This is a genomic window from Streptomyces sp. NRRL B-1347 (assembly GCF_000720325.1).
GTDB lineage: Bacteria > Actinomycetota > Actinomycetes > Streptomycetales > Streptomycetaceae > Streptomyces.
In genome coordinates, this window is sequence record NZ_JOJM01000052.1 from 12,779 (window position 1) to 37,018 (window position 24,240).

General features: G+C 72.6%; 16 protein-coding genes and 1 pseudogene. 6 read left to right on the forward strand and 11 right to left on the reverse strand.

Annotated elements, in window-relative coordinates; all coding sequences use genetic code 11:
* Positions 1 to 3 precede the first annotated feature (3 nt).
* Entirely contained in the window at positions 4 to 990 is a 987-nt protein-coding gene (locus tag IG74_RS0132575) for a GlxA family transcriptional regulator (RefSeq protein ID WP_030684567.1), read from the reverse strand.
* A 144-nt stretch (positions 991 to 1,134) separates the two neighbouring features.
* Here IG74_RS0132575 and IG74_RS0132580 point away from each other — a divergent pair, with 144 nt between their 5' ends.
* From IG74_RS0132580 to IG74_RS0132585, 3 genes are all read left to right on the forward strand, one after another.
* Positions 1,135 to 2,040, forward strand: a complete 906-nt coding sequence (locus tag IG74_RS0132580; protein WP_030684568.1) for an SCO6745 family protein — start codon at positions 1,135 to 1,137, stop codon at positions 2,038 to 2,040.
* 124 nt (positions 2,041 to 2,164) lie between these two features.
* A complete protein-coding gene (locus IG74_RS52870; protein ID WP_199818920.1) occupies positions 2,165 to 2,329 on the forward strand; it encodes an LPFR motif small protein in 165 nt (54 codons plus the stop codon).
* A gap of 67 nt (positions 2,330 to 2,396) precedes the next feature.
* Complete coding sequence (locus IG74_RS0132585; protein WP_037826419.1) at positions 2,397 to 4,802, forward strand: Tex family protein; 2,406 nt, start codon at positions 2,397 to 2,399, stop codon at positions 4,800 to 4,802.
* A gap of 115 nt (positions 4,803 to 4,917) precedes the next feature.
* Here the strand turns inward: IG74_RS0132585 and abc-f are convergent, their stop codons facing one another.
* Complete coding sequence (gene abc-f / locus IG74_RS0132590; protein ID WP_030684571.1) at positions 4,918 to 6,570, reverse strand: ribosomal protection-like ABC-F family protein; 1,653 nt, start codon at positions 6,568 to 6,570, stop codon at positions 4,918 to 4,920.
* Positions 6,571 to 6,654: 84 nt separating this feature from the next.
* Complete coding sequence (locus tag IG74_RS0132595) at positions 6,655 to 7,665, reverse strand: hypothetical protein (protein ID WP_030684572.1); 1,011 nt, start codon at positions 7,663 to 7,665, stop codon at positions 6,655 to 6,657.
* 66 nt (positions 7,666 to 7,731) lie between these two features.
* Between IG74_RS0132595 and IG74_RS0132600 the strand changes: the two genes are divergently transcribed.
* On the forward strand, positions 7,732 to 8,709 hold the full coding sequence (locus IG74_RS0132600) for an FAD-dependent oxidoreductase (protein WP_030684573.1): 978 nt from the start codon (positions 7,732 to 7,734) through the stop codon (positions 8,707 to 8,709).
* A 115-nt stretch (positions 8,710 to 8,824) separates the two neighbouring features.
* Here the strand turns inward: IG74_RS0132600 and IG74_RS0132605 are convergent, their stop codons facing one another.
* From IG74_RS0132605 to IG74_RS0132615, 3 genes are all read right to left on the reverse strand, one after another.
* Positions 8,825 to 10,516 carry a BCCT family transporter gene (locus IG74_RS0132605; RefSeq protein ID WP_051855819.1) on the reverse strand — a complete coding sequence of 564 codons (1,692 nt, stop codon included), beginning with the start codon at positions 10,514 to 10,516 and terminating at the stop codon, positions 8,825 to 8,827.
* A gap of 140 nt (positions 10,517 to 10,656) precedes the next feature.
* On the reverse strand, positions 10,657 to 11,940 hold the full coding sequence (locus IG74_RS0132610; RefSeq protein WP_030684576.1) for a M14 family metallopeptidase: 1,284 nt from the start codon (positions 11,938 to 11,940) through the stop codon (positions 10,657 to 10,659).
* On the reverse strand, positions 11,937 to 13,919 hold the full coding sequence (locus IG74_RS0132615; protein WP_030684578.1) for a Xaa-Pro dipeptidyl-peptidase: 1,983 nt from the start codon (positions 13,917 to 13,919) through the stop codon (positions 11,937 to 11,939). Before IG74_RS0132615 ends, IG74_RS0132610 begins: the two co-directional genes overlap by 4 nt.
* Positions 13,920 to 14,166: 247 nt before the next feature.
* Here IG74_RS0132615 and IG74_RS0132620 point away from each other — a divergent pair, with 247 nt between their 5' ends.
* Positions 14,167 to 15,669: a M1 family metallopeptidase gene (locus tag IG74_RS0132620; RefSeq protein ID WP_030684579.1), complete on the forward strand. Its 1,503-nt coding sequence runs from the start codon at positions 14,167 to 14,169 to the stop codon at positions 15,667 to 15,669.
* A gap of 153 nt (positions 15,670 to 15,822) precedes the next feature.
* Here the strand turns inward: IG74_RS0132620 and IG74_RS46440 are convergent.
* From IG74_RS46440 to IG74_RS0132635, 3 genes and pseudogenes are all read right to left on the reverse strand, one after another.
* Positions 15,823 to 16,074: pseudogene (locus IG74_RS46440) on the reverse strand (oxygenase MpaB family protein); the annotation flags it as partial.
* A gap of 111 nt (positions 16,075 to 16,185) precedes the next feature.
* Complete coding sequence (locus IG74_RS0132630; protein ID WP_030684581.1) at positions 16,186 to 17,652, reverse strand: amino acid permease; 1,467 nt, start codon at positions 17,650 to 17,652, stop codon at positions 16,186 to 16,188.
* A gap of 184 nt (positions 17,653 to 17,836) precedes the next feature.
* Complete coding sequence (locus tag IG74_RS0132635) at positions 17,837 to 19,642, reverse strand: AMP-dependent synthetase/ligase (RefSeq protein ID WP_030684582.1); 1,806 nt, start codon at positions 19,640 to 19,642, stop codon at positions 17,837 to 17,839.
* Positions 19,643 to 19,883: 241 nt separating this feature from the next.
* Between IG74_RS0132635 and IG74_RS0132640 the strand changes: the two genes are divergently transcribed.
* The gene (locus IG74_RS0132640) at positions 19,884 to 20,696 is read left to right on the forward strand and encodes a MerR family transcriptional regulator (protein WP_078869204.1); all 813 of its coding nucleotides are present in this window, start codon (positions 19,884 to 19,886) and stop codon (positions 20,694 to 20,696) included.
* A 25-nt stretch (positions 20,697 to 20,721) separates the two neighbouring features.
* On the opposite strand, the gene IG74_RS0132645 is transcribed toward IG74_RS0132640, so the two are convergent.
* Together IG74_RS0132645 and IG74_RS0132650 are read right to left on the reverse strand one after the other, a co-directional pair.
* Positions 20,722 to 22,899, reverse strand: a complete 2,178-nt coding sequence (locus tag IG74_RS0132645; RefSeq protein WP_030684585.1) for a 3-hydroxyacyl-CoA dehydrogenase NAD-binding domain-containing protein — start codon at positions 22,897 to 22,899, stop codon at positions 20,722 to 20,724.
* 48 nt (positions 22,900 to 22,947) lie between these two features.
* Entirely contained in the window at positions 22,948 to 24,162 is a 1,215-nt protein-coding gene (locus IG74_RS0132650) for an acetyl-CoA C-acetyltransferase (RefSeq protein WP_030684586.1), read from the reverse strand.
* Between the last annotated feature and the right edge of the window lie 78 nt (positions 24,163 to 24,240).

Consider the following 24,240-nt stretch of genomic DNA (forward strand, 5'->3'; position numbering starts at 1 on the left):
CTCCTAGAGGGTGACGGGGTGCGGATGGGACGCGGGCAGGGGCGCGTGGAAGCGGCGGCGGTACTCGGCGGGCGAGGTGCCGAGCGCCTTGAGGAAGGCGCGGCGCATCGCCTCCGGAGTGCCGTAGCCGCAGGCGCGGGAGACCTCCTCGACGCCGCGCGAGGTGTCCTCCAGGAGCCGGCGCGCGTGCTCGACGCGGACGCGGTCGACGTACTTGCCGGGCGTCGTCCCGGTCTCCGCCTGGAAGGCGCGGGCGAAGTGGCGCGGCGAGAGCCGGGCGCGCGCGGCCAGCTTCTCGACGCCGAGGTCGTCGTCCGGGTGCTCGGTGATCCACTGCTGGACCTCGCGCAGGGGCTCGCGGGTGGCGGTCTGCGCGGCCAGCTGGGCGCTGAACTGCGCCTGGTTGCCGGGCCTGCGCAGGAACACGACCAGGTGGCGGGCGATGGTGAGCGCCATGGCGCGGCCCAGGTCCTCCTCGACCAGGGCGAGCGCGAGGTCGATGCCCGCCGTGACGCCCGCCGACGTCGCCACGTTCCCGTCGCGTACGTAGATGGGGTCCGGCTCCACCTCGACGGCCGGGTGGTCGCGGGCGAGCGTGTCGCAGTACGCCCAGTGGGTCGTCGCGCGGCGGCCGTCGAGCAGGCCCGCGCGGGCGAGCAGGACCGCCCCGGTGCACACGGAGACGAGCCGTTCGGCGCGGGGGCCGTGGACGCGCACCCAGTCGACCAGGCGGGGCACGTCCGGGCGGGTGCCGGCGCCGCCGGGCACGAGCAGGGTGTGCGGGTCGGGGGCGTCGGCCAGGGCGTGGTCCGGGACCAGGGTGAGGCCGCTGGACGTGCGTACGGGGGTGCCGTCCAGGGACGCGGTGCACACCCGGTACGCGGGGCCCCCTTCGGGCCCGACGGCCCCGCCGAAGACCTCCACGGGGCCGGTGACATCGAGACTCTGCACGCCTTCGAAGAGGACGACCAGGACGGTTCGCTGCGCCATGCCCTCGATTCTTGAGGCAGCGCGGGACGGCCGCAATGACGGACAGCCCACCATTCCTGCCACGGGCCGCGGCCGGGCCCTGCGGCACCGGGAGCCGCCGGACCCGCCCTTCACGTCATACCAACCAGTCGGTAGCGTACGGGCATGACCTCTCCCACGGCCTCCCCCACCAGCTCGTCCGCGACCGGCGCGGTCCCGCACCCGCGCGCGGGACGACGCTGTCACAGCGCGCTCAACGCCCTGCACTCCACCCACTACTTCGCCCCCGACCTGGGGCGGGAGCTGGGCGCCCTGGGGATAACGCACCCCAGGGCCGTCAACCTCGCCGCGCGCGCGGCGGCGATGGGCGCCGTCGGCGCCGGAACCGTGACGGCGGCATTCTTCAACTACAAGCCGGAGACCGTCGCCCAGCACGTCCCCGCCGTGTGGCGCACCGCCGCCCCCGAGGACGTCCTCGCGGCGCGCCTTCGGGCCGTCGACACGACGCTGCGGCGGCTGCTCGGCGACGAGGCCGTCGCGTCGCCGGAGATGGCCGAGGCGGCGCGGCTCGCGCTGCGCGCCACGGAGGCCTGTGTGCGCAGCGCGCGGCCGCTGTACGCGGCCCACGCCGACCTGCCCGTGCCCGACGAGCCGCACCTGGCGTACTGGCACGCCGCGACGCTGCTGCGCGAACACCGGGGCGACGGGCACCTGGCCGCGCTCCTGGACGCCGAACTCGACGCCGTGGAGGCCCTGGTGAGCCACACGGCGACCGGCAAGGGCATGACGCCGAAGCGGAACCTGCTCACGCGCGGCTGGACCCAGGAGGACTGGGACGGGGCCGTGGAGCGGCTGCGGGCGCGCGGACTCCTGGACGCAGAGGGCGAGTTGACGGAAGCGGGCGTGGCGCTGCGGCAGGCGGTCGAGGAGCGCACGGACCGGCTCGACCGGGCGCCGTACGCGCATCTCGGCGAGGCCGGGGTCGAGCGGCTCACCGAGCTCGGCGGCGCCTTCGCCGGGGCGGCGCTGCGCGCGGGGGCGTTCCCCGCGGATCTGCTCGGCAAGGCGTGAGCACGGCGGGCGGACGCCGGGGCTGAGGCCGCGGCGCGCCCGGCGCATGGCACGCGGCTCCCGAGGTACTCGGGCGTCCCCGGCCCCCGTTCCGTGGCGGGCCGCGTGCCGAAGGGAGATCCACGTGTTCCGTGCGATCGCGGACGTGCTGCGACAGATCGGGGCGGCGCTCGCGACGGTGGTGACGCTGCCGTTCCGGGCGCTGGCCCGGCTCTTCGGCGGAGCCTCTCGTTCCGGGCGCCGCGGCGGAGGACGCGTGCGACGACCGGGGCGGACCCGCCGGGTCTGACTGCCCCGCTGTCCGTGCCACCTGCCACAATTGCCGGGCAACCTCAGTGAGAAGGCGGTACCGGAACGTGGCACCTTTGCAGACGTCCACTCCAGCGTCCATCGAAAGCAGGATCGCCGAGGAACTCGGCGTGCGGGAGCGGCAGGTCAAGGCCGCCGTCGACCTGCTCGACGGCGGGTCGACGGTGCCCTTCATCGCGCGCTACCGCAAGGAGGCGACCGAGTCGCTCGACGACGCGCAGCTGCGCACGCTCGAGGAGCGCCTGCGCTATCTGCGCGAGCTCGAGGAGCGGCGCGCCGCCATCCTCGAATCGGTGCGCGAGCAGGGCAAGCTCACCGATGACCTCGAGGCGCGCATCCGCGAGGCCGACACCAAGGCCCGCCTCGAGGACATCTATCTGCCGTACAAGCCCAAGCGGCGCACCAAGGCGCAGATCGCCCGCGAGGCGGGCCTGGAGCCGCTGGCCGAAGGGCTGCTGGGCGACCCGGCCGTGGAGCCGCTCGCGGCCGCGGCCGCGTTCGTCGACGCCGACAAGGGCGTCGCGGACGCGCAGGCCGCGCTGGACGGCGCCCGGGCCATCCTCACCGAGCGCTTCTCCGAGGACGCCGACCTGATCGGCGAGCTGCGCGAGCGCATGTGGGTGCGCGGGCGGCTCGCCGCCAAGGTGCGCGAGGGCAAGGAGGAGGCGGGCGCGAAGTTCGCCGACTACTTCGACTTCGCCGAGCCGTTCACGGACCTGCCCTCGCACCGCATCCTCGCGATGCTGCGCGGCGAGAAGGAAGACGTCCTGGAACTGGTCCTGGAGCCGGAGGAGGCCACGGAAGGGCCGACCGTACCCTCGTCGTTCGAGGGCACGGTGGCCCAGCGCTTCGGCATCGCCGACCGCGGACGGCCCGGCGACAAGTGGCTGAAGGACACGGTCCGCTGGGCTTGGCGCACCCGCATCCTGGTGCACCTGGGCATCGACCTGCGGCTGCGCCTGCGCACCGCCGCCGAGGACGAGGCCGTGCGCGTCTTCGCCTCGAACCTGCGCGACCTGCTGCTCGCCGCCCCCGCGGGCACGCGCGCCACGCTCGGCCTCGACCCGGGTTTCCGTACGGGCGTGAAGGTCGCCGTCGTGGACGCGACCGGCAAGGTCGTCGCGACGGACACGATCTACCCGCACGTCCCGGCGAACAAGTGGGACGAGTCCCTCGCGAAGCTCGCCCGGCTCGCCCGGGAGCACGCGGTCGACCTGGTCGCGATCGGCAACGGCACGGCGTCGCGCGAGACGGACAAGCTCGCCGCCGACCTGATCGGCAAGCACCCGGAGCTGAAGCTCACCAAGGTGATGGTCTCCGAGGCGGGCGCCTCGGTGTACTCGGCCTCCGCCTTCGCCTCCCAGGAGCTGCCGGACCTGGACGTGTCGCTGCGCGGCGCCGTCTCCATCGCGCGCCGTCTGCAGGACCCGCTCGCCGAGCTGGTGAAGATCGACCCGAAGTCCATCGGCGTCGGGCAGTACCAGCACGACCTGTCCGAGGTGAAGCTGTCCCGCTCCCTCGACGCGGTCGTCGAGGACTGTGTGAACGGCGTGGGCGTGGACGTGAACACGGCCTCCGCCCCGCTGCTCGCCCGCGTCTCCGGCATCGGCTCCGGCCTCGCCGAGAACATCGTGGCGCACCGCGACGCGAACGGCCCGTTCCAGAACCGCAAGGCCCTCAAGGACGTCGCGCGCCTCGGCCCGAAGGCGTACGAGCAGTGCGCGGGCTTCCTGCGCATCCGCGGCGGTGACGACCCGCTCGACGCCTCCAGCGTGCACCCCGAGGCGTACCCGGTGGTGCGGCGGATGGTGCAGGAGGCGGGCGTCGACGTGCCGTCCCTCATCGGCAACACGGCGACGCTGCGCGCCCTGAAGCCCACCGCCTTCGTGGACGACGTCTTCGGTCTGCCGACCGTCACGGACATCCTCAAGGAGCTGGAGAAGCCCGGCCGCGACCCGCGGCCCGCCTTCAAGACGGCCACGTTCAAGGAGGGCGTCGAGAAGATCGGCGACCTGTCCGCGGGGATGGTCCTCGAAGGCGTGGTCACGAACGTCGCGGCGTTCGGCGCCTTCGTCGACGTCGGCGTGCACCAGGACGGCCTGGTGCACGTCTCCGCGATGTCCAAGACCTTCGTCAAGGACCCGCGGGACGTGGTGAAGCCGGGCGACATCGTGAAGGTCAAGGTCATGGACGTCGACGTGCCGCGCAAGCGCGTGTCGCTGACGCTGCGTCTGGACGACGAGCCCGCAGCCAAGGGCTCCGCCCCGGGTGAGCGCAGGGAGCGTGGCGGGCGGCCGCCGCAGCAGCGGCAGCAGCAGGGCCGCGGGGGCCAGCAGGGCCGGGGCAACCGTGCCGCCAAGGGCGGGGGGCAGCGGCAGGGACCGCCGCCTGCCAATGACGCGATGGCGGAGGCTCTGCGCCGGGCCGGGTTGGTCGACCCCAAGCGGCGCTGAGCGCGCTGCCCGGTGTGCCACGCCGTGCCGTCAGGCGACTGCGGGCTCGTCGTGGCTGAGCGCGCGGTTCCCCGCGCCCCTTCGGGGGCGCTCCTCCGCGGAGCGCCCCCGAGGGTCAAGGCGTTCGCTCGGTCACCCTGCCGTCCGCCACCTCCAGGCGGCGGGTGACGTGCACGGCGTCGAGCATGCGCCGGTCGTGCGTGACGAGCAGTAGCGTGCCCTCGTAGGAGTCGAGCGCGGACTCCAGCTGTTCGATGGCGGGCAGGTCGAGGTGGTTCGTCGGCTCGTCGAGGACCAGCAGGTTCACGCCCCGGCCCTGGAGCAGCGCGAGGGCGGCGCGGGTGCGCTCGCCCGGGGACAGGGTCGCCGCGGAGCGCATCACGTGGTCGGCCTTGAGGCCGAACTTGGCGAGGAGCGTGCGGATCTCGGCCGGTTCGGTGTCGGGCACGGCCGCGCGGAAGGCGTCGAGCAGCGTCTCCTCGCCGTGGAAGTGGGCCCGTGCCTGGTCGACCTCGCCCACCACGACGCCGGAGCCGAGCGCGGCGTGCCCCGCGTCCACGGCGGTGCGGCCTAGCAGGGCGCGCAGCAGCGTCGTCTTGCCGGAGCCGTTCGCGCCGGTGATGGCGACGCGGTCGGCCCAGTCGAGCTGGAGGTGCACCGGACCGAGCGTGAAGGGACCGCGGCGCACCACGGCGTCGCGCAGGGTGGCGACCACGGCGCCGGAGCGCGGGGCCGCGGCGATCTCCATGCGCAGCTGCCACTCCTTGCGCGGCTCCTCGACAGCTTCTCGACGGTCCAGCCGCTCCAGCATCCGCTGCGTCTGGCGGGCCTTCGCGGCCTGCTTCTCACTGGCCTCGCTGCGGAACTTGCGGCCCAGCTTGTCGCTGTCGGTGGCCTTGCGGCGGGCGTTCTTCACGCCCTTGTCCATCCACGACCGCTGCATCTGGGCCCGGTCGTGGAGGGCGGCCTTCTTGTCGGCGTACTCCTCGTACTCGTCGCGGGCGTGGCGGCGGGCGACCTCGCGCTCCTCCAGATAGGCGTCGTAGCCGCCGCCGTAGAGGTTGATCTGCTGCTGCGCCAGGTCGAGTTCGAGGACCTTGGTGACGGTGCGGGACAGGAACTCGCGGTCGTGGCTGACGACGACGGTGCCCGCGCGCAGGCCGCGCACGAACTCCTCCAGGCGCTCCAGGCCCGCGAGGTCCAGGTCGTTGGTGGGCTCGTCGAGCAGGAAGACGTCGTAGCGGGAGAGCAGCAGCGATGCCAGGCCCGCGCGGGCGGCCTGGCCGCCGGACAGGGACGTCATCTCCTGGTCGAGGTCCACGCCCAGGCCGAGGGAGCGCGCAACGTCCTCCGCGCGCTCGTCCAGGTCGGCGCCGCCGAGGGCGAGCCAGCGCTCCAGGCTCACCGCGTACGCGTCGTCGGCGCCGGGCGCGCCCGCGACCAGACCCTCGGTCGACTCGTCCATGGCCAGCTGGGCGTCGGTGACGCCGGTGCGGCGGGAGAGGAACGCGCGGATCGTCTCGCCGGGGCGGCGCTCGGGCTCCTGCGGCAGGTGCCCGACGACGGCCGTCGGCGGCGACAGGCTGATCCGGCCGGACTCCGGGGCGTCAACGCCCGCGAGCAGGCGGAGCAGGGTGGACTTGCCGGCGCCGTTCGCGCCGACGAGGCCGATGACGTCGCCGGGGGCGACGACGAGGTCCAGTCCCTCGAAGAGGGAGCGGTCGCCGTGGCCGGCGGCGAGTTGCTTGGCGACGAGGGTTGCATTCATCAGGGGTCGAGCCTAACCGGGCGCCGCGAGCCATGACGATCGCCCGCCGCCGGGGAGGGCCGCGCCCCGCGGCGGCGGGGGCGGTCACGAGGCGGCGGCCACCAGGACGGCGTCGGAGCTGCGCGCCACCACGTACGGTGCGCCGCCCGGCAGGGGCACGCGGTGCTCGCCCGGCTCCAGGACCTCGTCGAAGACCTCCTGGACGCGGGCCCGGCGCAGCCGTCCCACCCGGTAGGCCGTGAGGCGCACCCGGCACGGGGACGTGACCTCCGTGACGACCGCCCCGTCCGTGACCGCGAGCCGCGCCAGGCGCCGCTGGGCCACCGGGCCCGGATCCAGGGCGTACTCGATCTGCGCGACGAGCAGCGGCACGATCGGCGCGAGCCCGTCGACGTACGCGACGTCGACCCCGGCGCGCTCGAACACCTCGCGCACGGAGCCCCGCACCCGCTCGGGCACGGCCTGCCCGAACGCCACGGCCCCGTACGTCCGCAGCTCCTCCGCCGGTACGCCCGCCGCGTCCGCGGCGATCTCCGCGCCGATGCCGATGGTGCGCAGCGCCGCCGCGAGCTTCGCGAGCAGCGCGACGCGCGCCCCGATGAGCAGGACCCGCCGCCGCACGGCGCCGGGGTCGTCGCCGGTGAGCAGGCGGCCGAGCTGCTCGCGGTACTCGCCGCCCTGGAAGCGGAACGGGCCTATGCCGCGGTAGCCGTTCAGCTCAAGGTCGGCGTGGTCGGAGGTCTGCCAGGCGAAGTCCCGCCACACGTAGTCGTCGTCGGCGCGCTCGATGACCGCCGTGACCGCGCCGCAGTCCAGGCCCTCGCACTCGGGGCAGCCGTAGATCACGTACCGGCCGTCGAGCAGCGGCGCGTCCGCTTCCAGGAGCAGTCGGCGCACATGCGTGGTGAAGATCGCCGGGGGGATGTCGGACGCGAGCGGGGAGACGGCGTCGAGGTCGGCGAGCTGGAACAGCAGCGGGCGTCCGTTCACGATGAAGTCGACGAAGTCGCGGTGCACTTGGTAGGCACCGCTCGCGAGAACTCCACCGGCGCGCATCGCCGGTGCCAGGCCGAAGGTCGCGTACTCGGCAGACATGCTGTGAGTATCCCCACCTCCGGGGGCTTCTGCGCGCCCCTTGCCGGGTTCCGCTACGTTTCGGGGATGACGCATGGTGATGACACGGATGTGATCGTGGTGGGGGGCGGGGTCGCGGGGCTCACCACGGCGGTGGTGCTCGCGGAGCGCGGCCGCCGGGTGCGGGTGTGGACGCGGGAGCCCGCGGAGCGGACGACCTCGGCTGTTGCGGGCGGTCTGTGGTGGCCGTACCGCATCGAGCCGGAGGGGCTCGTCGGCGACTGGTCCCTCATATCCCTGGACCGGTACCGGGAGTTGGCGGCCGACCCCGGGCGCACGGGCGTACGCATGGTCGAGGGCGTACACGCCGAGACCGGCCTGGACACGCTGGGCGCGTGGGCGAAGCAGGTGCCGGGGCTGCGGGCGGCGACGGCCGACGAGTACACGGGCGTCGGCCTGTGGGCGCGGCTTCCGCTGATCGACATGCCGGCGCACCTCGGGTGGCTGCGCGAGCGGCTGCGCGCGGCGGGCGGGTCCGTGGAGGTCAGGGCGGCCGCGACGCTCGCCGAGCCGCTGGCCGAGGCGCGGCACGTCGTCAACTGCTCGGGGCTCGGCGCCCGGAGCCTGGTCCCGGACGAGACGGTGCGCCCGGTGCGCGGGCAGCTGGTCCTGGTGGAGAACCCGGGGATCCGGACGTGGTTCACGGCCGCGGACAGCGCGTCGAACGAGACGACGTACTTCCTGCCGCAGCCCGGCGGACTCGTGCTCGGCGGGACGGCCGAGGACGGCGTCTGGTCCCTGGAGCCGGATCCGGCGGTGGCGGAGGCGATCGTGGCGCGCTGTGCCCGGGTGCGCCCGGAGATCGCCGGGGCGCGGATCATCAGTCACCGGGTGGGGTTGCGGCCCGCCCGGCCCGCCGTGCGCCTTGAGCGCGAGCGCGCGCACGACGGGCGCGCGCTTGTGCACAACTACGGGCACGGCGGAGCGGGCGTCACGGTGGCGTGGGGCTGCGCGGAGGCGGCGGCGGAGCTCCTGGAGGAACCGGACGGGCCCGCGGCGGGCTGACCGGGGCGCTCGCCCCGGCCGGTCCCGCCGCCGCCCGCTCCTGCCGGTCCCACCGCGGGACCGCTCCTGCCGACGAGGCCGACCGCGGTCGGCCTCGTCCGGCGGCGCCCGCCGCTCAGCGGGCGGGGTCGGGCCGCGGCGACGGGGTGTCGCCGCCGGTGTCGGCCTCCGTGCTGTCGCTCGGGCCGATCTGGAGCTCGAAGTCCCCGTCGTACTGCTCGTGACCGGCGAGGACGGCCCGCTCCACGGCGTCCGTGCCGTGTTCGCCGCGCACGATCAGCGGGTCGTGGCGCAGGTCCTTCATCAGCGCCACACACATCCCGATCATCACGAGGACGAACGGCGCGGCCACCAGGATCGTCAGATTCTGCAAGCCGGTGAGCGCGTTGTCCTTGCCGTCGCCGATGAGCAGCATGATGGCGGCGACCGCGCCCGTGACCACGCCCCAGAAGATGATGACGAGGCGGCCGGGTTCCAGGGAGCCCTTCTGGGAGAGGGTGCCCATGACGATGGACGCGGCGTCCGCTCCGGAGACGAAGAAGATGCCGACGAGGATCATCACGAGCAGGCTCGTCGCGGTGGCGATCGGGTACTCGTGCAGCAGGCCGAACAGCTGTGCCTCGGGGGTGGTGTCGCCCTTGAGGCCGCCGCGCTCCTTGACCGTCATCGCGCTGCCGCCGAACACGGCGAACCAGAGCAGGCTGACGGTGCTCGGCACGAGGATCACGCCGCCCACGAACTGCCGGATCGTACGGCCCCTGCTGATGCGGGCGATGAACATGCCGACGAAGGGCGTCCAGGAGATCCACCAGGCCCAGTAGAAGACCGTCCAGCTGCCGAGCCAGTCGGAGACGTCCTTGCCGCTGGAGGCCTCGGTGCGCCCGATGAGCTGCGGCAGGTCGCCCAGGTAGGAGCCGATGGAGGTGGGCACCAGGTCCAGAATGATGACGGTGGGGCCCGCGATGAACACGAAGACGACCAGGGTCAGCGCGAGCACCATGTTGATGTTCGACAGCCACTGGATGCCCTTCTCGACGCCGGAGACCGCGGACGCCACGAACGCGACGGTCAGGACGGCGATGATGGCGACGAGCAGCCCGGTGCTCGCCTTGTCCATCCAGTCCAGTTCCTCGAAGCCGCTGCCGATCTGCAGCGCGCCGAGGCCGAGGGACGCGGCGGAGCCGAAGAGGGTGGCGAAGATGGCGAGGATGTCGATGATGCGGCCCCACGCTCCGTGCGCGTGCTTCTCGCCGATGAGCGGCACGAACACGGAGCTGATGGTCTGCCGCCTGCCCCGCCGGAACGTGCTGTACGCGATGGCGAGGCCGACGACGGCGTAGATCGCCCAGGGGTGCAGCGTCCAGTGGAAGAGCGTCGTCGCCATGGAGGTCTCCATGGCGGCGGCCTGGTCGTCGGGGTGGGTGCCGGGCGGCGGGTCGGTGAAGTGGGCGAGCGGTTCGCTCACTCCGTAGAACATCAGGCCGATGCCCATGCCCGCGCTGAACATCATGGCGACCCAGGACACGGTGCGGAACTCGGGTTCCTCGCCCTCCCGGCCAAGGGTGATCTTCCCGTAGCGGCTGACGGCGAGCCACAGGGCGAAGACCACGAAGCCGGACGCCGCCAGCATGAAGGCCCAACCACCGTTGTGGATCAGGCCTTCGAGCATGTCCGAGGAGACGTCTTCGAGGGTGTCCGTGGCCGTGGCGCCCCACACCACGAAGGCGAGGGTGAGCACGGCGGTGACGCCGAACACCACCCGGTCGGTCTGGGGGGACCGGTCGCCGGAGTGGCCCGCCACGGACAGCGGTGGGCCTCCTCCGGCGTCCGGCTTCTGGGGTTCCTGGGTCACGAGTGCACCTTTCGCGGAGTGATCACGTCTGACGGTTCGTCGGTTGTTCTTCTCTCCGCTAACCCCCTACCACATGTGACGTGCCCGGACCGGGCTCAACAGTCGGTGTCGGGCCGCCCCGTGACGAGGTGATAGGCGGCACGGGCGTCGAGCAGCAGCGGCACGAGGGCGCGGGCGGACTGGCGCAGCGGCACCAGGGCGCCGCCGTGGCCGTCGCGGCGCGCGGTCACGCCGTGCAGGTCGAGTTCGTCCTTGACGTCGGCGTACTGCTCCGGGGTCAGGCGGTAGCCGCAGGCCGGGTCCTGGATGATCTCGCCCGGTTCGGCCGGGTCGTTGTCGGCGCCGCCGAGGTAGACGGGGCCGCGGTCGCGCAGGCCCTTGAGGCGCGACGCCGCGGTGGCGGCCTCCAGGCTCCACCGGTGCTCGTCGGCGTAGCTGAACAGTCCCTTCAGGGCGGAGCGTTGGGAGTGCACGCGGCGGCGGTTGTTCAGGGCCGGGTCGTTCTTCTCCGCCTCGGTGAGGGGGTCGACGCGGCTTTCGATGAGCAGGCCCGCGGCGTGCTTGATGCCGGAGACGTTGCGCAGGATGCGCTCCTGGCCGTCGCCCGCGACCTGCTTGACGGGCTCGCCGGTCACGGGGTCGGTCCAGATGCCGTAGGTGCCGGTGGTGTAGCCGTCGGCGGTGGCGGCGGGCCTGACGTAGTCCAGGGAGAGCTCCTTGGCCTCCCGGTGCACCGCGTCATCGGTGTTGAGGTTGCGCGGCCACAGGTCGAACAGGTCCTTGTCGTAGTACTTGGGCGTCGCGCCGTACTCGTGCAGGTCGTAGATGGCGTCCGGGGCGCGGTCGCGGATGACGGCGGCGAGCGCGCGGCCCTCCTTGGTCTTGAGGGCGATGTGGTCGCGGTTGATGTCGACGCCGTCGGAGTTGCCGCGGGTGTTCGCGGCGCGGCCGTCCGGATTGGCGGTGGGCACGACGAACAGCGTGGTGCGCGCCAGGAACCGCTTCGTCTCCTTGTCCTTGGCGTACGCGAGGTCGCGGACCGTGCTCAGACAGGCCTCGCGCCCCGACGGCTCGTCACCGTGCTGGCTGCACACGAGGAGCACGGCGGACGCGGTGCGGCGCTCGCCGACGCGGACGAGCTGGAGCGGTCTGCCCTGCTCGGTCGTGCCGATGCGGGAGACGGAGACCCGGCTGCTCGCCTTGTCGACGGCGGCGAGGAGCTGCTGCTCCTCGGGCTGGCTGGTCCAGCGCGCCCCGCCGCTCTGTTCGAAGCCGGTGCGCGGCGGGGTCTCGGCGGCCTGGGCGGGCGCCGTCACGAGGGGCGCGGCGAGCGCGGCACAGGCGCAGGTCAGGGCCAGCGCGCGGATGCGGGATGTCATGAAGTACGGCCTCCCGGTCGGGGGTTCAGCGGACGCGCGGGGGCCACGCCGTCCAGGCGGGACTCGCGCGGAACGGTAGCGTGCGGAGCGGTCGTGAGGGCCTTGTCACCGCCGACGAGCGGCAACCGGGCGAATGTGCGGGCGAGGTCCACGGTGAGCGTCGGGGTGTCGGCGGGCGCGGTGATGAGGTTGCGGTCGGTGCCCCCGACGATCAGCGCGAGCCGGTGCCCCTTCGGTACGACGTGGTCGCTCGCGGCCAGGTCGAGGGTGATCGTGACGGGCTCGCCCGGCGTGAGCGGGCGGCCCCGGTGGTCGTCCGCGTGGTTGCCGAGGTCGGCCCAGCCGCGGCTGAAGATGGTGTAGTCGACGTCCTTGGTGCGGGCCCCGGTGTCCTTGAAGCAGGCGCTGTCGCCGTCCGTGCTCGCGCCCCAGCAGCTGCGCGTGGGCAGCGTCGTGATGCCTTCGCCACTGGCCGCGTAGTCACGGATGGTGTCGGGCCCGACGTCGACGAGTACGGCGCTCAGATGCGCGGTGCGGGCCGACGGGGTGACGGTGACGGTGACCTTCGAGGAGCCGGACAGGCGCAGGTCACGAGCCAGCGGCCGGGTGGTGAAGCCCGCCTTGGCGGGGGTGGGGGTGTCGATGGCGGAGGCCCAGTCGGTCTCGCCGAGGCGCCGGTCGTCGGTGAAGGTCTCGGTGCCCTCGCCGCGGCGGGTGCCGAGCGCTCCGACGCCCGGGGCGGTGCCCTTGGCGGGGCGGAGCGTCACGGTGTCGGTGGCGCGCGGCGGCCAGACGCGGTCGGTGGTCCAGCGGTCGGGGGCGCGCTCGATGTCGGCCATGGGCTCGCGGTCGACGCCGTTGCGGTAGCCGAGCAGCTCGTGGTCGAACCAGCGGTGCAAGGTGCGCACCCAGTCGGCCCGGCGGAAGTCGAAGGGGTCGACGTGCCCGGCCTGGCTGAGCCACAGCTTGCGCTGCACGCCCGCGTCGCCGAGCGCGTCCCACCACTGGCCGAAGTGCTTCATGCGCACGTTCAGGTCCTGGAGCCCGTGGACGGCGAACACGCTGGCCCGCACCTCGTCGGCGTCGGGGACGTAGTCTCGCGCGGTCCACAGCGGGGTCCAGTCGCCGCTGCGCGGCGCGCCCTCGACGAGGCGCTGCTGCACCCGGCCGCAGCGGGCGCGGGCCTCGGGGCTCTCGATGCCGTTGGACAGGCCGTCGGGGCCGCTGTTGAACAGCGGGGCGCCCTTGGCGAAGTAGTAGTCGTACCAGGAGGAGATGGCGCCGATCGGCACGATGGTCTCCAGGCCCTCGACGCCGGTCGCGGCGACGCCGTTGGCGACGGTGCCGTCGTAGCTCTTGCCGATCATGCCGGTGCGGCCGTTGCTCCAGGTGGCCCGGGCGCGTTCGGCGCCGGTGCGCGAGGTGTAGGCGCGGGCCCGGCCGTTCAGCCAGTCGACGACGGCCTTCGCGGACTGGATGTCGGAGCGGCCGCCGACGTCCACGCAGCCGTCGGAACGGCTTGTTCCGGTGAGGTCGACGGCGACGTAGCCGTAGCCGCGGGGCACGAAGTAGTTGTCGTAGTACAGCGGGAGCTGCACCGGGTTGCCCGCGGCGTCGTAGGTCTTCTTCTGGCTCTCGTTGCCGCGGCCGCAGCAGGCGTAGTACGGGCTCGCGTCCATGATCACGGGTATCTCGCGGCCGTGCCGCGCGGGTTCGCGGGGGCGGACTATGTCGACGGCGACGCGGTCGGTCCTGCCGTCCTCGTCGCCGTCGATCCGGGTGTCGACCCACACGGACTCGCGTATCGCGTCCGCGTAGGAGTAGACGGGTCTGCTCTCCTTGGCCTTGTCGTACGCCGTCGGGGTGCGCGGCGCGGTGTGCGCGGCGCCCGGGGCGAGGAGCGTGGCGAGCAGGGCGGCCAGTGCCGCCGTCAGGAGCGTTCTCCACATCGGCAGGCGCATGCGCGCGCGTATCGGCATGGCCGGAAGGTACACGCGTCAACTGCGGCCGGAAAGAGGGCCGCAGGAGACGGTGAAAGGTGCGTGGGACGTCATGGCACATGTCGGCCGAATGGCGATCGTGTGACATATGCGGCCATGGACATGACCGGGGGCCAGGGGGCTCAATAGGGTCGACCGCATCGTGAGTTGTACGGCGCGGGCGGCTTCCCACCAGGGGCGCCGCCGCGCCCATAGCACCCGCACCGCCTATTACTTGGAGACTTACGTGCACCGCAGCAGACTCATCGCCCCGGGCGCGCTCGCCGCCTCCCTCCTCCTGGCGATCCCGGCGACGGCGGCCGACTTCACGCCCGGGGCGCCCGGCGTGGGCGACTCCTACTACCCCGACGCCGGCAACGGCGGCTATGACGTCTCGCACTACGACCTGCGTCTGAAGTACCAGCCGAAGACGGACCTGCTCGAAGGCACGGCGACCATCAACGCCACCACCACGCAGGACCTGTCGCGCTTCAACCTCGACTTCGGCCTCAAGGTCAGCGAGGTGCGCGTCAACGGCAAGAAGGCGGCGTTCGCCCGCTCGGGCGAGCAGGAGCTGGAGATCACGCCGAAGTCCGGCCTGCCCAAGGGCAGTTCCGTGACCATCGTCGTGCGGTACGCGGGCAAGCCGTCCGAGGTGAAGATCCACGGCTTCACCGCCTGGCAGCGCACGCCCGACGGCGGGGTCGCGGCCCAGGAGCCGGAGTCGGCCGCCTGGTGGTTCCCCGCCAACGACCACCCGCGCGACAAGGCGACCTTCGACGTGTCGGTGTCCGTCCCCGACGGCACCCAGGCCATCTCCAACGGCGTGCTCCAGCGGCAGAGCTCGCGCCTGGGCTGGACCCGCTTCGACTGGCGCTCCAACAAGCCGCAGGCGCCGTACCTCGCGACGCTCGCCGTCGGCAAGTTCGACATCACGACGGACAAGACCGAGAGCGGCCTGCCCGTCCTCAACGCCTACAGCAAGGACCTCGGCGACAACGCGGGGGCCTCGCGCGCCAGCATCGAGCGGACCACCGAGGTCGCCGAGTGGCTGGAGGAGGTCTTCGGCAAGTACCCGTTCAACGCGCTCGGCGGCTACGTGCCCAACGTGCCGACCAGCTTCGCCCTGGAGACCCAGACCCGGCCGTTCTACAGCCCGAAGGCCTTCGCGAACGGCTCCAACGTCTCCATCGTGGTGCACGAGCTGGCCCACCAGTGGTACGGCGACAGCGTCTCCGTGGAGAACTGGAAGGACATCTGGGTCAACGAGGGCTTCGCCCGCTACAGCCAGTGGCTGTGGTCGGAGAAGGAGGGCGAGGGCACGGCGCAGGAGCTCGCCGACTACACCTACGCCTCGCGTCCCGCCGAGGACCCGTTCTGGCAGGTCAAGCCGGGCGACCCGGGCCCCGAGAACCAGTTCCACGGCGCCGTGTACGACCGCGGCGCGCTGGCCCTGCAGGCGCTGCGGAACAAGGTCGGCGACAAGACCTTCTTCAAGATCCTGAAGGGCTGGCCGACGGACCGCCAGTACGGCAACGCGAGCGTGCGCGACTTCGTGTCGTACGCGGAGAAGATCAGCGGCAAGCCGCTGTCGGCGCTCTTCGACACCTGGCTGTACGAGGCGGGCAAGCCGGCCGCCCCGGCCGCGAAGAAGGCGGGCCTCGTCCGCTCGGCCGCCAAGGCCGCGCCGGCGAAGCCGAAGTCCTGGAAGAAGATCGCCGCGACGAACTCGCTGCACGACCGCCACTGACCGGTCGCGGGGCCTTTCCCGCCGTGGGAAGGCCCCGCTGAGCGGTGACGGTGCAGTCCGCCGCGCTACGGCAGCGCCCCGAAGGGGCGCGGGGAACTGCGCGACCAGCCACCGACGGCCCGCAGGTTCGGCACCGCACTTCCCGCGCAGCGCTCAGCGATGCCGCCGGCGGGCCTCGTAGGCCTGGGGAAGGTACCGGGCCCGCTCCGGCAGACGGGGGGCGAGGAGGCGGACGGCGAGGTCGCGCACCACCTCGGTCTCCTCCAGCTCCTCGGCCAGCATGCGGCGGTAGTACGGCCAGAAGGCCTCGACCGTGGGCGGCATGTCCTGGTCCCGCAGCCCGAGGACGCGGCCCACCTGGAGCCACTCCGCGTACAGCTGCCGCTCCTGGCCGGGAGGGCGAGGAGCATCCGGGCGTCGCCCGCGATGTCCCAGAGGATGCCGCCCGGGGGCGGCCGGACGTACGGCGGCGGGCGGCGCCCTGAGGGTGCCGCCCGCCGTCGCTGTCGTACGTGCCTACTTCGTGAGCTCGGCCGCCTCGCGGTCGGTCTCACGCGCGGCCTTGCGCTTGATCGCGTACCAGCCCACGACCAGGGCGGCGGCGACGACCGGGATCAGGAAGAGCGTCTTGCGCCCGACCTCCGCGTCCTTCCACATCAGGCCGAGCACGGCGAGCAGGAAGGCGATCGTGACGTACTCCGTCACGCCGCTGCCGGGCAGCCGGAACTTCGGCCGCGTGATCAGACCCTCCTTGGCCCGCTTCACGAATGCCAAGTGACAGACCATGATGCTGATCCAGGTGCCGATGATCCCGAGCGAGGCGACGTTCAGGACGATCTCGAACGCCTTGTCCGGCACCACGCGGTTCAGGCCGACGCCGAGGACACCGATGCTCGCGGTGAGCAGGATGCCGCCGTAGGGGACCTGGTTGCGGTTCATCTTGGCGGTGAACTTGGGGGCCGAGCCCGCCATCGCCATCGAGCGCAGGATGCGGCCGGTGGAGTACAGGCCGGAGTTCAGCGAGGACATGGCCGCGGTGAGGACGACGAAGTTCATCACGTCGCCCGCGCCGGAGACGCCGATCTTGGAGAGGACCGTCACGAAGGGGCTCTCGTCGGCCGAGTACACCGAGCCGGGGAGCAGCAGCGCGAGCAGCACGACCGAGCCGACGTAGAACAGGCCCACGCGCCACATGATCGAGTTCACGGCGCGCGGCACGATCTTGTGCGGGTCCTTGGTCTCGCCCGCGGCGACGCCGACCAGCTCGAGGGAGGCGTACGCGAAGACGACGCCCTGGAGCACGATCACGACCGGCATCACGCCGTTGGGCAGGAAGCCGCCGTGGTCGGTGATCATGTTCAGACCGGGCGTCTCGCCACCGACCTCGTGCTGGGTGGAGACGAGGAAGATGCCGACGAACATGAAGGCCACGAGCGCCGCGACCTTGATGATCGCGAACCAGAACTCCATCTCGCCGAAGTACTTCACCGAGATCAGGTTCACCGCGAGCACGACCGCGAGGGCGATCAGGGCGAGCACCCACTGCGGGATGTCGGTGAAGAAGCTCCAGTAGTGCGTGTACAGCGCGATCGCGGTGATGTCCGCGATGCACGTCGTCGACCAGTTGAGGAAGTACATCCAGCCGGCGACGTAGGCGCCCTTCTCGCCGAGGAACTCGCGCGCGTAACTGACGAACGAGCCGGACGAGGGCCGGTACAGGACCATCTCGCCGAGGGCGCGTACGACGAAGAACGCGATGACGCCGCACACGAGGTAGGCGACGGCGAGCGCGGGGCCCGCCGAGTGGAGGCGGCCGCCCGCCCCGAGGAAGAGACCGGTGCCGATCGCGCCACCAATGGCGATCATGTTGACGTGGCGGGCCTTGAGGTCCTTGCTGTAACCGGCGTCGCCCGCGTCCGCGGGGGCCTGGGACTCAGCGGTGCCCGCTGCGTCCACGGCCGTGTCTACGGCGTCGTTGCTCACGTGGAAGATCCACTCTGTGGTGCCCGGAAAGAGCTCCCGGGGTCCGGATGTGCTCCGGCCCGTGGCACCCCTGACGCACCACGGACCGACCCGACACCTTCCCTTACGCAACGCGTATAACGCGGTGGCGCACGTCACATAGCGGTACTTCTCACATGGTGAGAGTCGTGTGTACAGCCGCGTGTCACTCGGTGTACAGGCTCTCGATGAGGTTCCGGTACTTCTCCCTGATGACCCGGCGGCGCAGCTTGAGCGACGGGGTGAGCTCGCCGGTCTCGGGGCCCCACTCCTCGGTGAGCAGCAGATGGCGCTTGACCTGCTCGGTGCGGTTGAGGCGCGCGTTGGCCGCCTCGACGGCGCGGGCGACCTCCTGCCGGACCTCCGCGCTCGCGGCCGGGTCGCCCTCGATGCCGCGCGCGGCGGCCCAGGCCGCGGCCGCCTCCGGCTCCAGGACGAGGAGCGCCACCAGATAGGAGCGGCCGTCGCCGTGCACCAGGGCCTGGCCGATGAGCGGGTGCTCCTTGAGGGCGCTCTCGACGACGGCGGGCGCGACGTTCTTGCCGGTGGAGGTGACGATCAGCTCCTTCTTGCGGTCGGTCACCCAGAGGTAGCCGTCCTCGTCGAGCCGCCCGACGTCACCGGTGGCGAACCAGCCGTCGGCGTCCCGGACGTCGTCGACGCCGCCGTCGGCCCGCAGATAGCCCTCGCACACGTAGGGGCCGCGCACCAGGATCTCGCCGTCGTCGGCCGTGCGGACCTCCATGCCGCGCAGCGCCCTGCCCACCGAGCCGAGCCTGAAGGTCTCCGGGCCGTTGGTGGTGACCACGCCGCTGGTCTCCGTCAGGCCCCAGGCGTCCACGACCACCAGGCCGAAGCCCGCCCAGAACCGGGCCACGCCCACCGGCATCGGGGCCGCCGCACTGGCCGCCCACAGCAGCCGGTCGAGCCCGGCGCGCGCGAGCAGCGGGTCGAGCACCTTCTCCTTGGCCTCGCGGAAGGCCGCGTCGAGGTCGGCCGGCGGGCGCTCGCCGCGCTCGCGGCAGGCCACGTGCGCGCGGGCCGTCCCGTTCGCCGCCTCGACGACGCGCCGCTGCTCCTCGGGGAGGGCGGCGAGGGCCGCGCCGAAGGACGCGGCGAACTTCTCCCACACGCGCGGGACGCCGAAGAACTGCAGCGGGTGCAGCTCGCGCACGGAGTCGGCGACCTGCGCGGGGTCCGCGCACAGGTGCACGGGCGCGGCCCGGTACAGCGGCAGGTAGATGCCGAGCATCCGCTCCGCTATGTGCGCGAACGGCAGGTAGCAGAGGTGGGCGGCGAGCGGCGGGAAGCCGACGGCCTCGTCCAGGGCGATGCCGTTCAGGAGCACCCCGCGATGGGTCAGGCGCACGCCCTTGGGGTCGCCGGTGGTGCCGGAGGTGTAGACGACGGTCAGCGGATCGGTGGGCCGGACCTCGCGCCAGGTCTTGTCGAAGGCGTCGGCCCGGTGCGCCCGGGTGCCGCTCTCGCGCACCGCCGCGTACGTGCCGTGCGGCCCCGCCGCGGCCGCGTCGACGACCACGAGCCGCTCCAGGGGCACCGTGGTGTCGGCGAGGGCGGGCTCCCAGCGGGCGAGTTCGCGCGCACCCTCGACGACGGCGAGGCGGGCGCGGCTGTGCCGGGCGATGTGGGCGATCTGCCCGGGCGCCGAGGTGCCGTACACGGTGACGGGGACGGCGCCGAGGTGGACCAGGGCGAGGTCGGTCAGCCAGTGCTCGGGCCGGTTGGCCATCATCATCAGGACGTGCTCGCCGCGGCGCACCCCGAGGGCGGCGTACCCGGCGGCGAGGACCGCGACGTCGCGCCGCACCTCGGCCCAGGTGAGCGTCGTCCAGGCGGGCCCTTCGCGCCAGGACAGGGCGGGCAGACCGGGATGGTCCTCGGCGTTGCGCAGCAGCAGGGCGGGGAACGTGAGGTCGGCGGGGTCCCCCGGGAGTCGCAGGTTCTTGGTCATGGAACCGCCTCCTGAGTGGTCTGTGCGGAAGTGCGGTGCAGTGCGGCAGCGCCCCGAAGGGGCGCGGGGAACCGCGCGACCAGCCACAGACGGCCCGCGGGCGAAAGACGGCCCATCCCGCCCATCCCAGCGGAGTGCACCGGCTACGTGGCGTGACTGCCCCGGAGACTTTCACAGCGGCGGTGGTACAGCAATACTGTTGCACCGCATTGCCGCACGACCTGGGAGGCGACGCACGGCCATGGCGACGGGCACGGAGGGGCCGGCGACGGGCACGCGCGCGTCGGCGGGGGACCCGCGGGAGCACACGGGGAGGGACCCTCGGGAGCCGGCCGCCGGGCACGGGGCGACCTACACGGTCGACGAACTCGCCGCACGCGCGGGCGTCACCGTGCGCACCATCCGCTTCTACAGCACCAAGGGCCTGCTGCCGCCGCCCGTGATCGGCCCGCGCCGCGTGGGCCACTACGGCCCCGAGCACCTCTCCCGGCTCGCGCTCATCGAGGAGTTGCAGCACCAGGGCATGACGCTCGCGGCGATCGAGCGGTATCTGGAGCAGCTGCCGCCGGACCTGAGCGCGCACGACCTGGCCATCCACCGCGCGGTGGTGGCCTCGTGGGCGCCGGAGGGCGCGGAGGAGGTGTCCCGCGCCGGTCTGGAGCGCCGGGCGGGCCGGGCGCTCTCCGCGGAGGACGTGCGGCGGCTCGCCGCGATGGGCGTCGTCGCCTACGACGCGGAGGCGGACCGCTGCCGGGTCGACCCGGGGCTCCTGCGGCTCGGCCTGCGGCTCCTGGACGTACCGATTCCGCACGAGACGATCCTGGCGGCGCGCACGGTCCTGATGGAGCACACGCGCTCGGCGGCGCACGAGCTGTCGCGGCTCTTCCGCGACCAGGTGTCGGGGCCCTACCGCGAGCACGCGTCGGACCCCGAGCACGTGGCGGCGATGAAGTCGCTCTCGGCCCATATGCAGCCGCTGGTGGTGCAGGCCCTGGTCACGGCGTTCCAGCGGTCCTTGAAGGAGGAGCTGAGGGAGTGGCTCACGGAGACCTGAGCCACTCCCCCGCGCGGCGGGCGGCTCAGCCGTCGCTGAACTTCTCGCCCCGGTCCGCCTTCTCCACGAGCAGCGCGGGCGGCGCGAACCGCTCGCCGTAGCGCTCGGCGAGCTCCCGCGCGCGGGTCACGAAGCCGGGCAGACCCCCTTCGTAGCCGTTGATGTACTGGAGCACGCCGCCGGTCCAGCCCGGGAAGCCGATGCCGAAGATGGAGCCGATGTTGGCGTCGGCGACCGAGGTGAGGACGCCCTCCTCGAGGAGGCGCACGGTGTCGAGCGCCTCGGAGAACAGCATCCGCTCCTGCATGTCCGCGAACGGGATGCTGTGCCCCGGCTTGCTGAAGTGCTCGCGCAGGCCCGGCCACAGGCCGGTGCGCTTGCCGTCGTCGCCGTAGTCGTAGAAGCCCTTGCCGCCGCTGCGGCCGGTCCGGTCGAACTCGTCGACCATGCGGTCGATGACGGCCTCCGCGGGGTGGGTGGCCCAGGTGCCGCCCGCCTCCTCGACGGCGCGCTTCGACTCGTTGCGGATCTTGCGGGGCAGCGTGAGCGTCAGCTCGTCCATCAGGGACAGGACCTTCGCCGGGTAGCCCGCCTGGGCCGCGGCCTGCTCGACGGACGCGGGCTCGACGCCCTCGCCGACCATCGCGACGCCCTCGTTGATGAAGTGGCCGATGACCCGCGAGGTGAAGAAGCCGCGCGAGTCGTTGACCACGATCGGGGTCTTGTTGATCTGGCGGACGAGATCGAAGGCGCGGGCCAGCGCCTCCTCGCCGGTGCGCTCGCCCTTGATGATCTCCACGAGCGGCATCTTGTCTACGGGCGAGAAGAAGTGCAGGCCGATGAAGTCCACCGGCCGGGAGACGCCCTCGGCGAGCAGGGTGATGGGCAGGGTCGAGGTGTTGGAGCACAGGAGCGCGTCGGGCGCGACGACGTCCTGGACCTCCTGGAACACCTTGTGCTTGAGCTCGGGGTTCTCGAAGACCGCCTCGATGACCGCGTCGCAGCCCGCGAGGTCGGCCACGTCGCCGGAGGCCGTGATGCGGGCGAGCAGCGCGTCCGCCTTCTCGCGGGTGGTGCGGCCGCGCGCGACGGCCTTCTCGCACAGCTTCTCCGAATAGGCCTTGCCCTTGGCCGCGGCCTCGGCGGAGACGTCCTTGAGGACGACGTCGATGCCCGCGCGGGCGCAGGAGTAGGCGATGCCCGCGCCCATCATCCCGGCGCCGAGCACGGCGGCCTTGCGGACCTTGCGGGGCTCGATGCCCTTGGGGCGGTTGGCGCCGGAGTTGACGGCCTGGAGGTCGAAGAAGAAGGCCTGGATCATGTTCTTCGAGGTCTGGCCCGTGACCAGCTCCGTGAAGTACCGGGCCTCGATGGTCAGGGCGGTCTCGAAGTCGACCTGGGAGCCCTCGACGGCGGCCGCGAGGATGTTGCGAGGCGCCGGGTAGGGGGCGCCGTTCAGCTGCTTCTTGAGGTTGGCGGGGAAGGCCGGGAGGTTCGCGGCGAACTTCGGGTGGGCCGGGGTGCCGCCGGGGATGCGGTAGCCGGGCACGTCCCAGGGCTGCTGGGACTCGGGGTGGGCGTCGATGAAGGCGCGGGCCTTGGCCAGCATCTCCTCGGGGGTCGCGGCCACTTCGTGCACGAGGCCGTTCTCCAGGGCCCGCTCCGGGTTGTACTGGGTACCCTGGAGCAGCACCTTGAGCAGGGCGTCGGCGATGCCCATGAGGCGGACGGTGCGGGTGACGCCGCCGCCCGCGGGGAGCAGGCCGAGGGTGACCTCGGGCAGGCCGATCTTGGAGCCGGGGGCGTCGAGCGCGATCCGGTGGTGGCTGGCCAGGGCGATCTCGTAGCCGCCGCCGAGGGCCGCGCCGTTGATGGCGGCGACGACGGGCTTGCCGAGGGTCTCGATGCGGCGCAGCGAGTTCTTGATCGCGGTGCCGGTCTCGAAGGCGGCCCGGGCGTTCTCGGGGCCGACCTGGATCATTTCCTTGAGGTCGCCGCCCGCGAAGAAGGTCTTCTTGGCGGAGGTGTAGACGATGCCGCGGATGGAGTCCTTCTCGGCCTCGGCGCGCTCGGCGATCGCGGCGATGGAGTCCTTGAACGCCTGGTTCATCGTGTTCGCGGACTGGTTGGGGTCGTCGAGGACGAGGGTGACGACGCCGGTGTCGTCCTGTTCCCAGCGGATGGTGGTGCTCTCGGTGGTCATGTGGTGGTCTCCGTAGAAGTCTTGGAAGGCAGGCCGAGCCGCTGGGGTCTACACACGTTCCACGATCGTCGCGATGCCCATGCCGCCGCCGACGCACAGCGTGGCGAGGCCGTAGCGCTTGTCCTGGCGCTCCAGTTCGTCGACGAGGGTGCCGAGGATCATCGCGCCGGTGGCGCCGAGCGGGTGGCCGAGGGCGATCGCGCCGCCGTTGACGTTGACCTTGTCCAGGCTCAGGCCCATGTCCTTGACGAAGCGCAGGACGACCGCGGCGAAGGCTTCGTTGATCTCGACCAGGTCGATGTCGTCGATGGTCAGGCCGGCCTTGGCGAGGGCCTTGCGGGTCGCGGGGGCGGGCCCGGTGAGCATGATGGTCGGCTCGGAGCCGGAGACGGCCGCGGAGACGACGCGGGCGCGCGGGGTCAGGCCGTAGCGCTCGCCGATCTCCTTGTTGCCGATGGCGACGAGGGCCGCGCCGTCGACGATGCCGGAGGAGTTGCCCGCGTGGTGGACGTGGTCGATCTTCTCCACCCAGTGGTACTTCTGCAGCGCGACCGCGTCGAAGCCGCCCAGGTCGCCGATGTCCTTGAAGGACGGCTTGAGCCGCGCGAGCGAGTCGGCGGTGGTGCCGGGCCGCATGTGCTCGTCGTGGTCGAGGACGGTGAGGCCGCTGCGGTCCTTCACCGGGACGACGGACCTCTCGAAGCGGCCCTCCTTCCAGGCGGTGGCCGCGCGCTCCTGCGACAGGGCGGCGTACTCGTCGACGTCGCGGCGCGTGTAGCCCTCCAGGGTGGCGATCAGGTCGGCGCCGATGCCCTGCGGGACGAAGCCGGTGTCGATGTTGGTCATCGGGTCGTTGAACCAGGCGCCGCCGTCGGAGGCCATCGGCACCCGCGACATGGACTCGACGCCACCGGCGAGGACCAGGTCCTCCCAGCCGGAACGGACCTTCATCGCGGCCATGTTGACCGCTTCGAGGCCCGAGGCGCAGAAGCGGTTCTCCTGGACGCCCGCGACCGTGTCGGGCAGACCGGCCGCGATGGCGGCGATCCGGGCGATGTCGGAGCCCTGGTCGCCGACCGGTCCGACGACGCCGAGCACGACGTCGTCGACGGCCGCCGGGTCCAGGCCCGGAAGGCGGCGGGTGACCTCCCGCATCAGGCCGGTGACGAGGTCGATCGGCTTGGTGCCGTGCAGGGCGCCGTTCGCCTTGCCGCGGCCGCGCGGGGTGCGGATCGCGTCGTATACGTACGCTTCGGAGCTCACTGGGAAGCCTTTCGGGGGAGGGTCGGTCGGGCGGGGCCCGGCAGGTCGGCCGCGGGGTCCCGGGGCGGTCGGGGGCGC

What these genes read in the sequence shown, in the direction of transcription:
- IG74_RS0132575 (WP_030684567.1), bottom strand. Translation starts at nt 990, where the DNA reads ATGGCGCAGCGAACCGTCCTGGTCGTCCTCTTCGAAGGCGTGCAGAGT.
- IG74_RS0132580 (WP_030684568.1), top strand. Translation starts at nt 1,135, where the DNA reads ATGACCTCTCCCACGGCCTCCCCCACCAGCTCGTCCGCGACCGGCGCG.
- abc-f (WP_030684571.1), bottom strand. Translation starts at nt 6,570, where the DNA reads ATGAATGCAACCCTCGTCGCCAAGCAACTCGCCGCCGGCCACGGCGAC.
- IG74_RS0132595 (WP_030684572.1), bottom strand. Translation starts at nt 7,665, where the DNA reads ATGTCTGCCGAGTACGCGACCTTCGGCCTGGCACCGGCGATGCGCGCC.
- IG74_RS0132600 (WP_030684573.1), top strand. Translation starts at nt 7,732, where the DNA reads ATGACGCATGGTGATGACACGGATGTGATCGTGGTGGGGGGCGGGGTC.
- IG74_RS0132610 (WP_030684576.1), bottom strand. Translation starts at nt 11,940, where the DNA reads ATGACATCCCGCATCCGCGCGCTGGCCCTGACCTGCGCCTGTGCCGCG.
- IG74_RS0132615 (WP_030684578.1), bottom strand. Translation starts at nt 13,919, where the DNA reads ATGCCGATACGCGCGCGCATGCGCCTGCCGATGTGGAGAACGCTCCTG.
- IG74_RS0132635 (WP_030684582.1), bottom strand. Translation starts at nt 19,642, where the DNA reads ATGACCAAGAACCTGCGACTCCCGGGGGACCCCGCCGACCTCACGTTC.
- IG74_RS0132640 (WP_078869204.1), top strand. Translation starts at nt 19,884, where the DNA reads ATGGCGACGGGCACGGAGGGGCCGGCGACGGGCACGCGCGCGTCGGCG.
- IG74_RS0132645 (WP_030684585.1), bottom strand. Translation starts at nt 22,899, where the DNA reads ATGACCACCGAGAGCACCACCATCCGCTGGGAACAGGACGACACCGGC.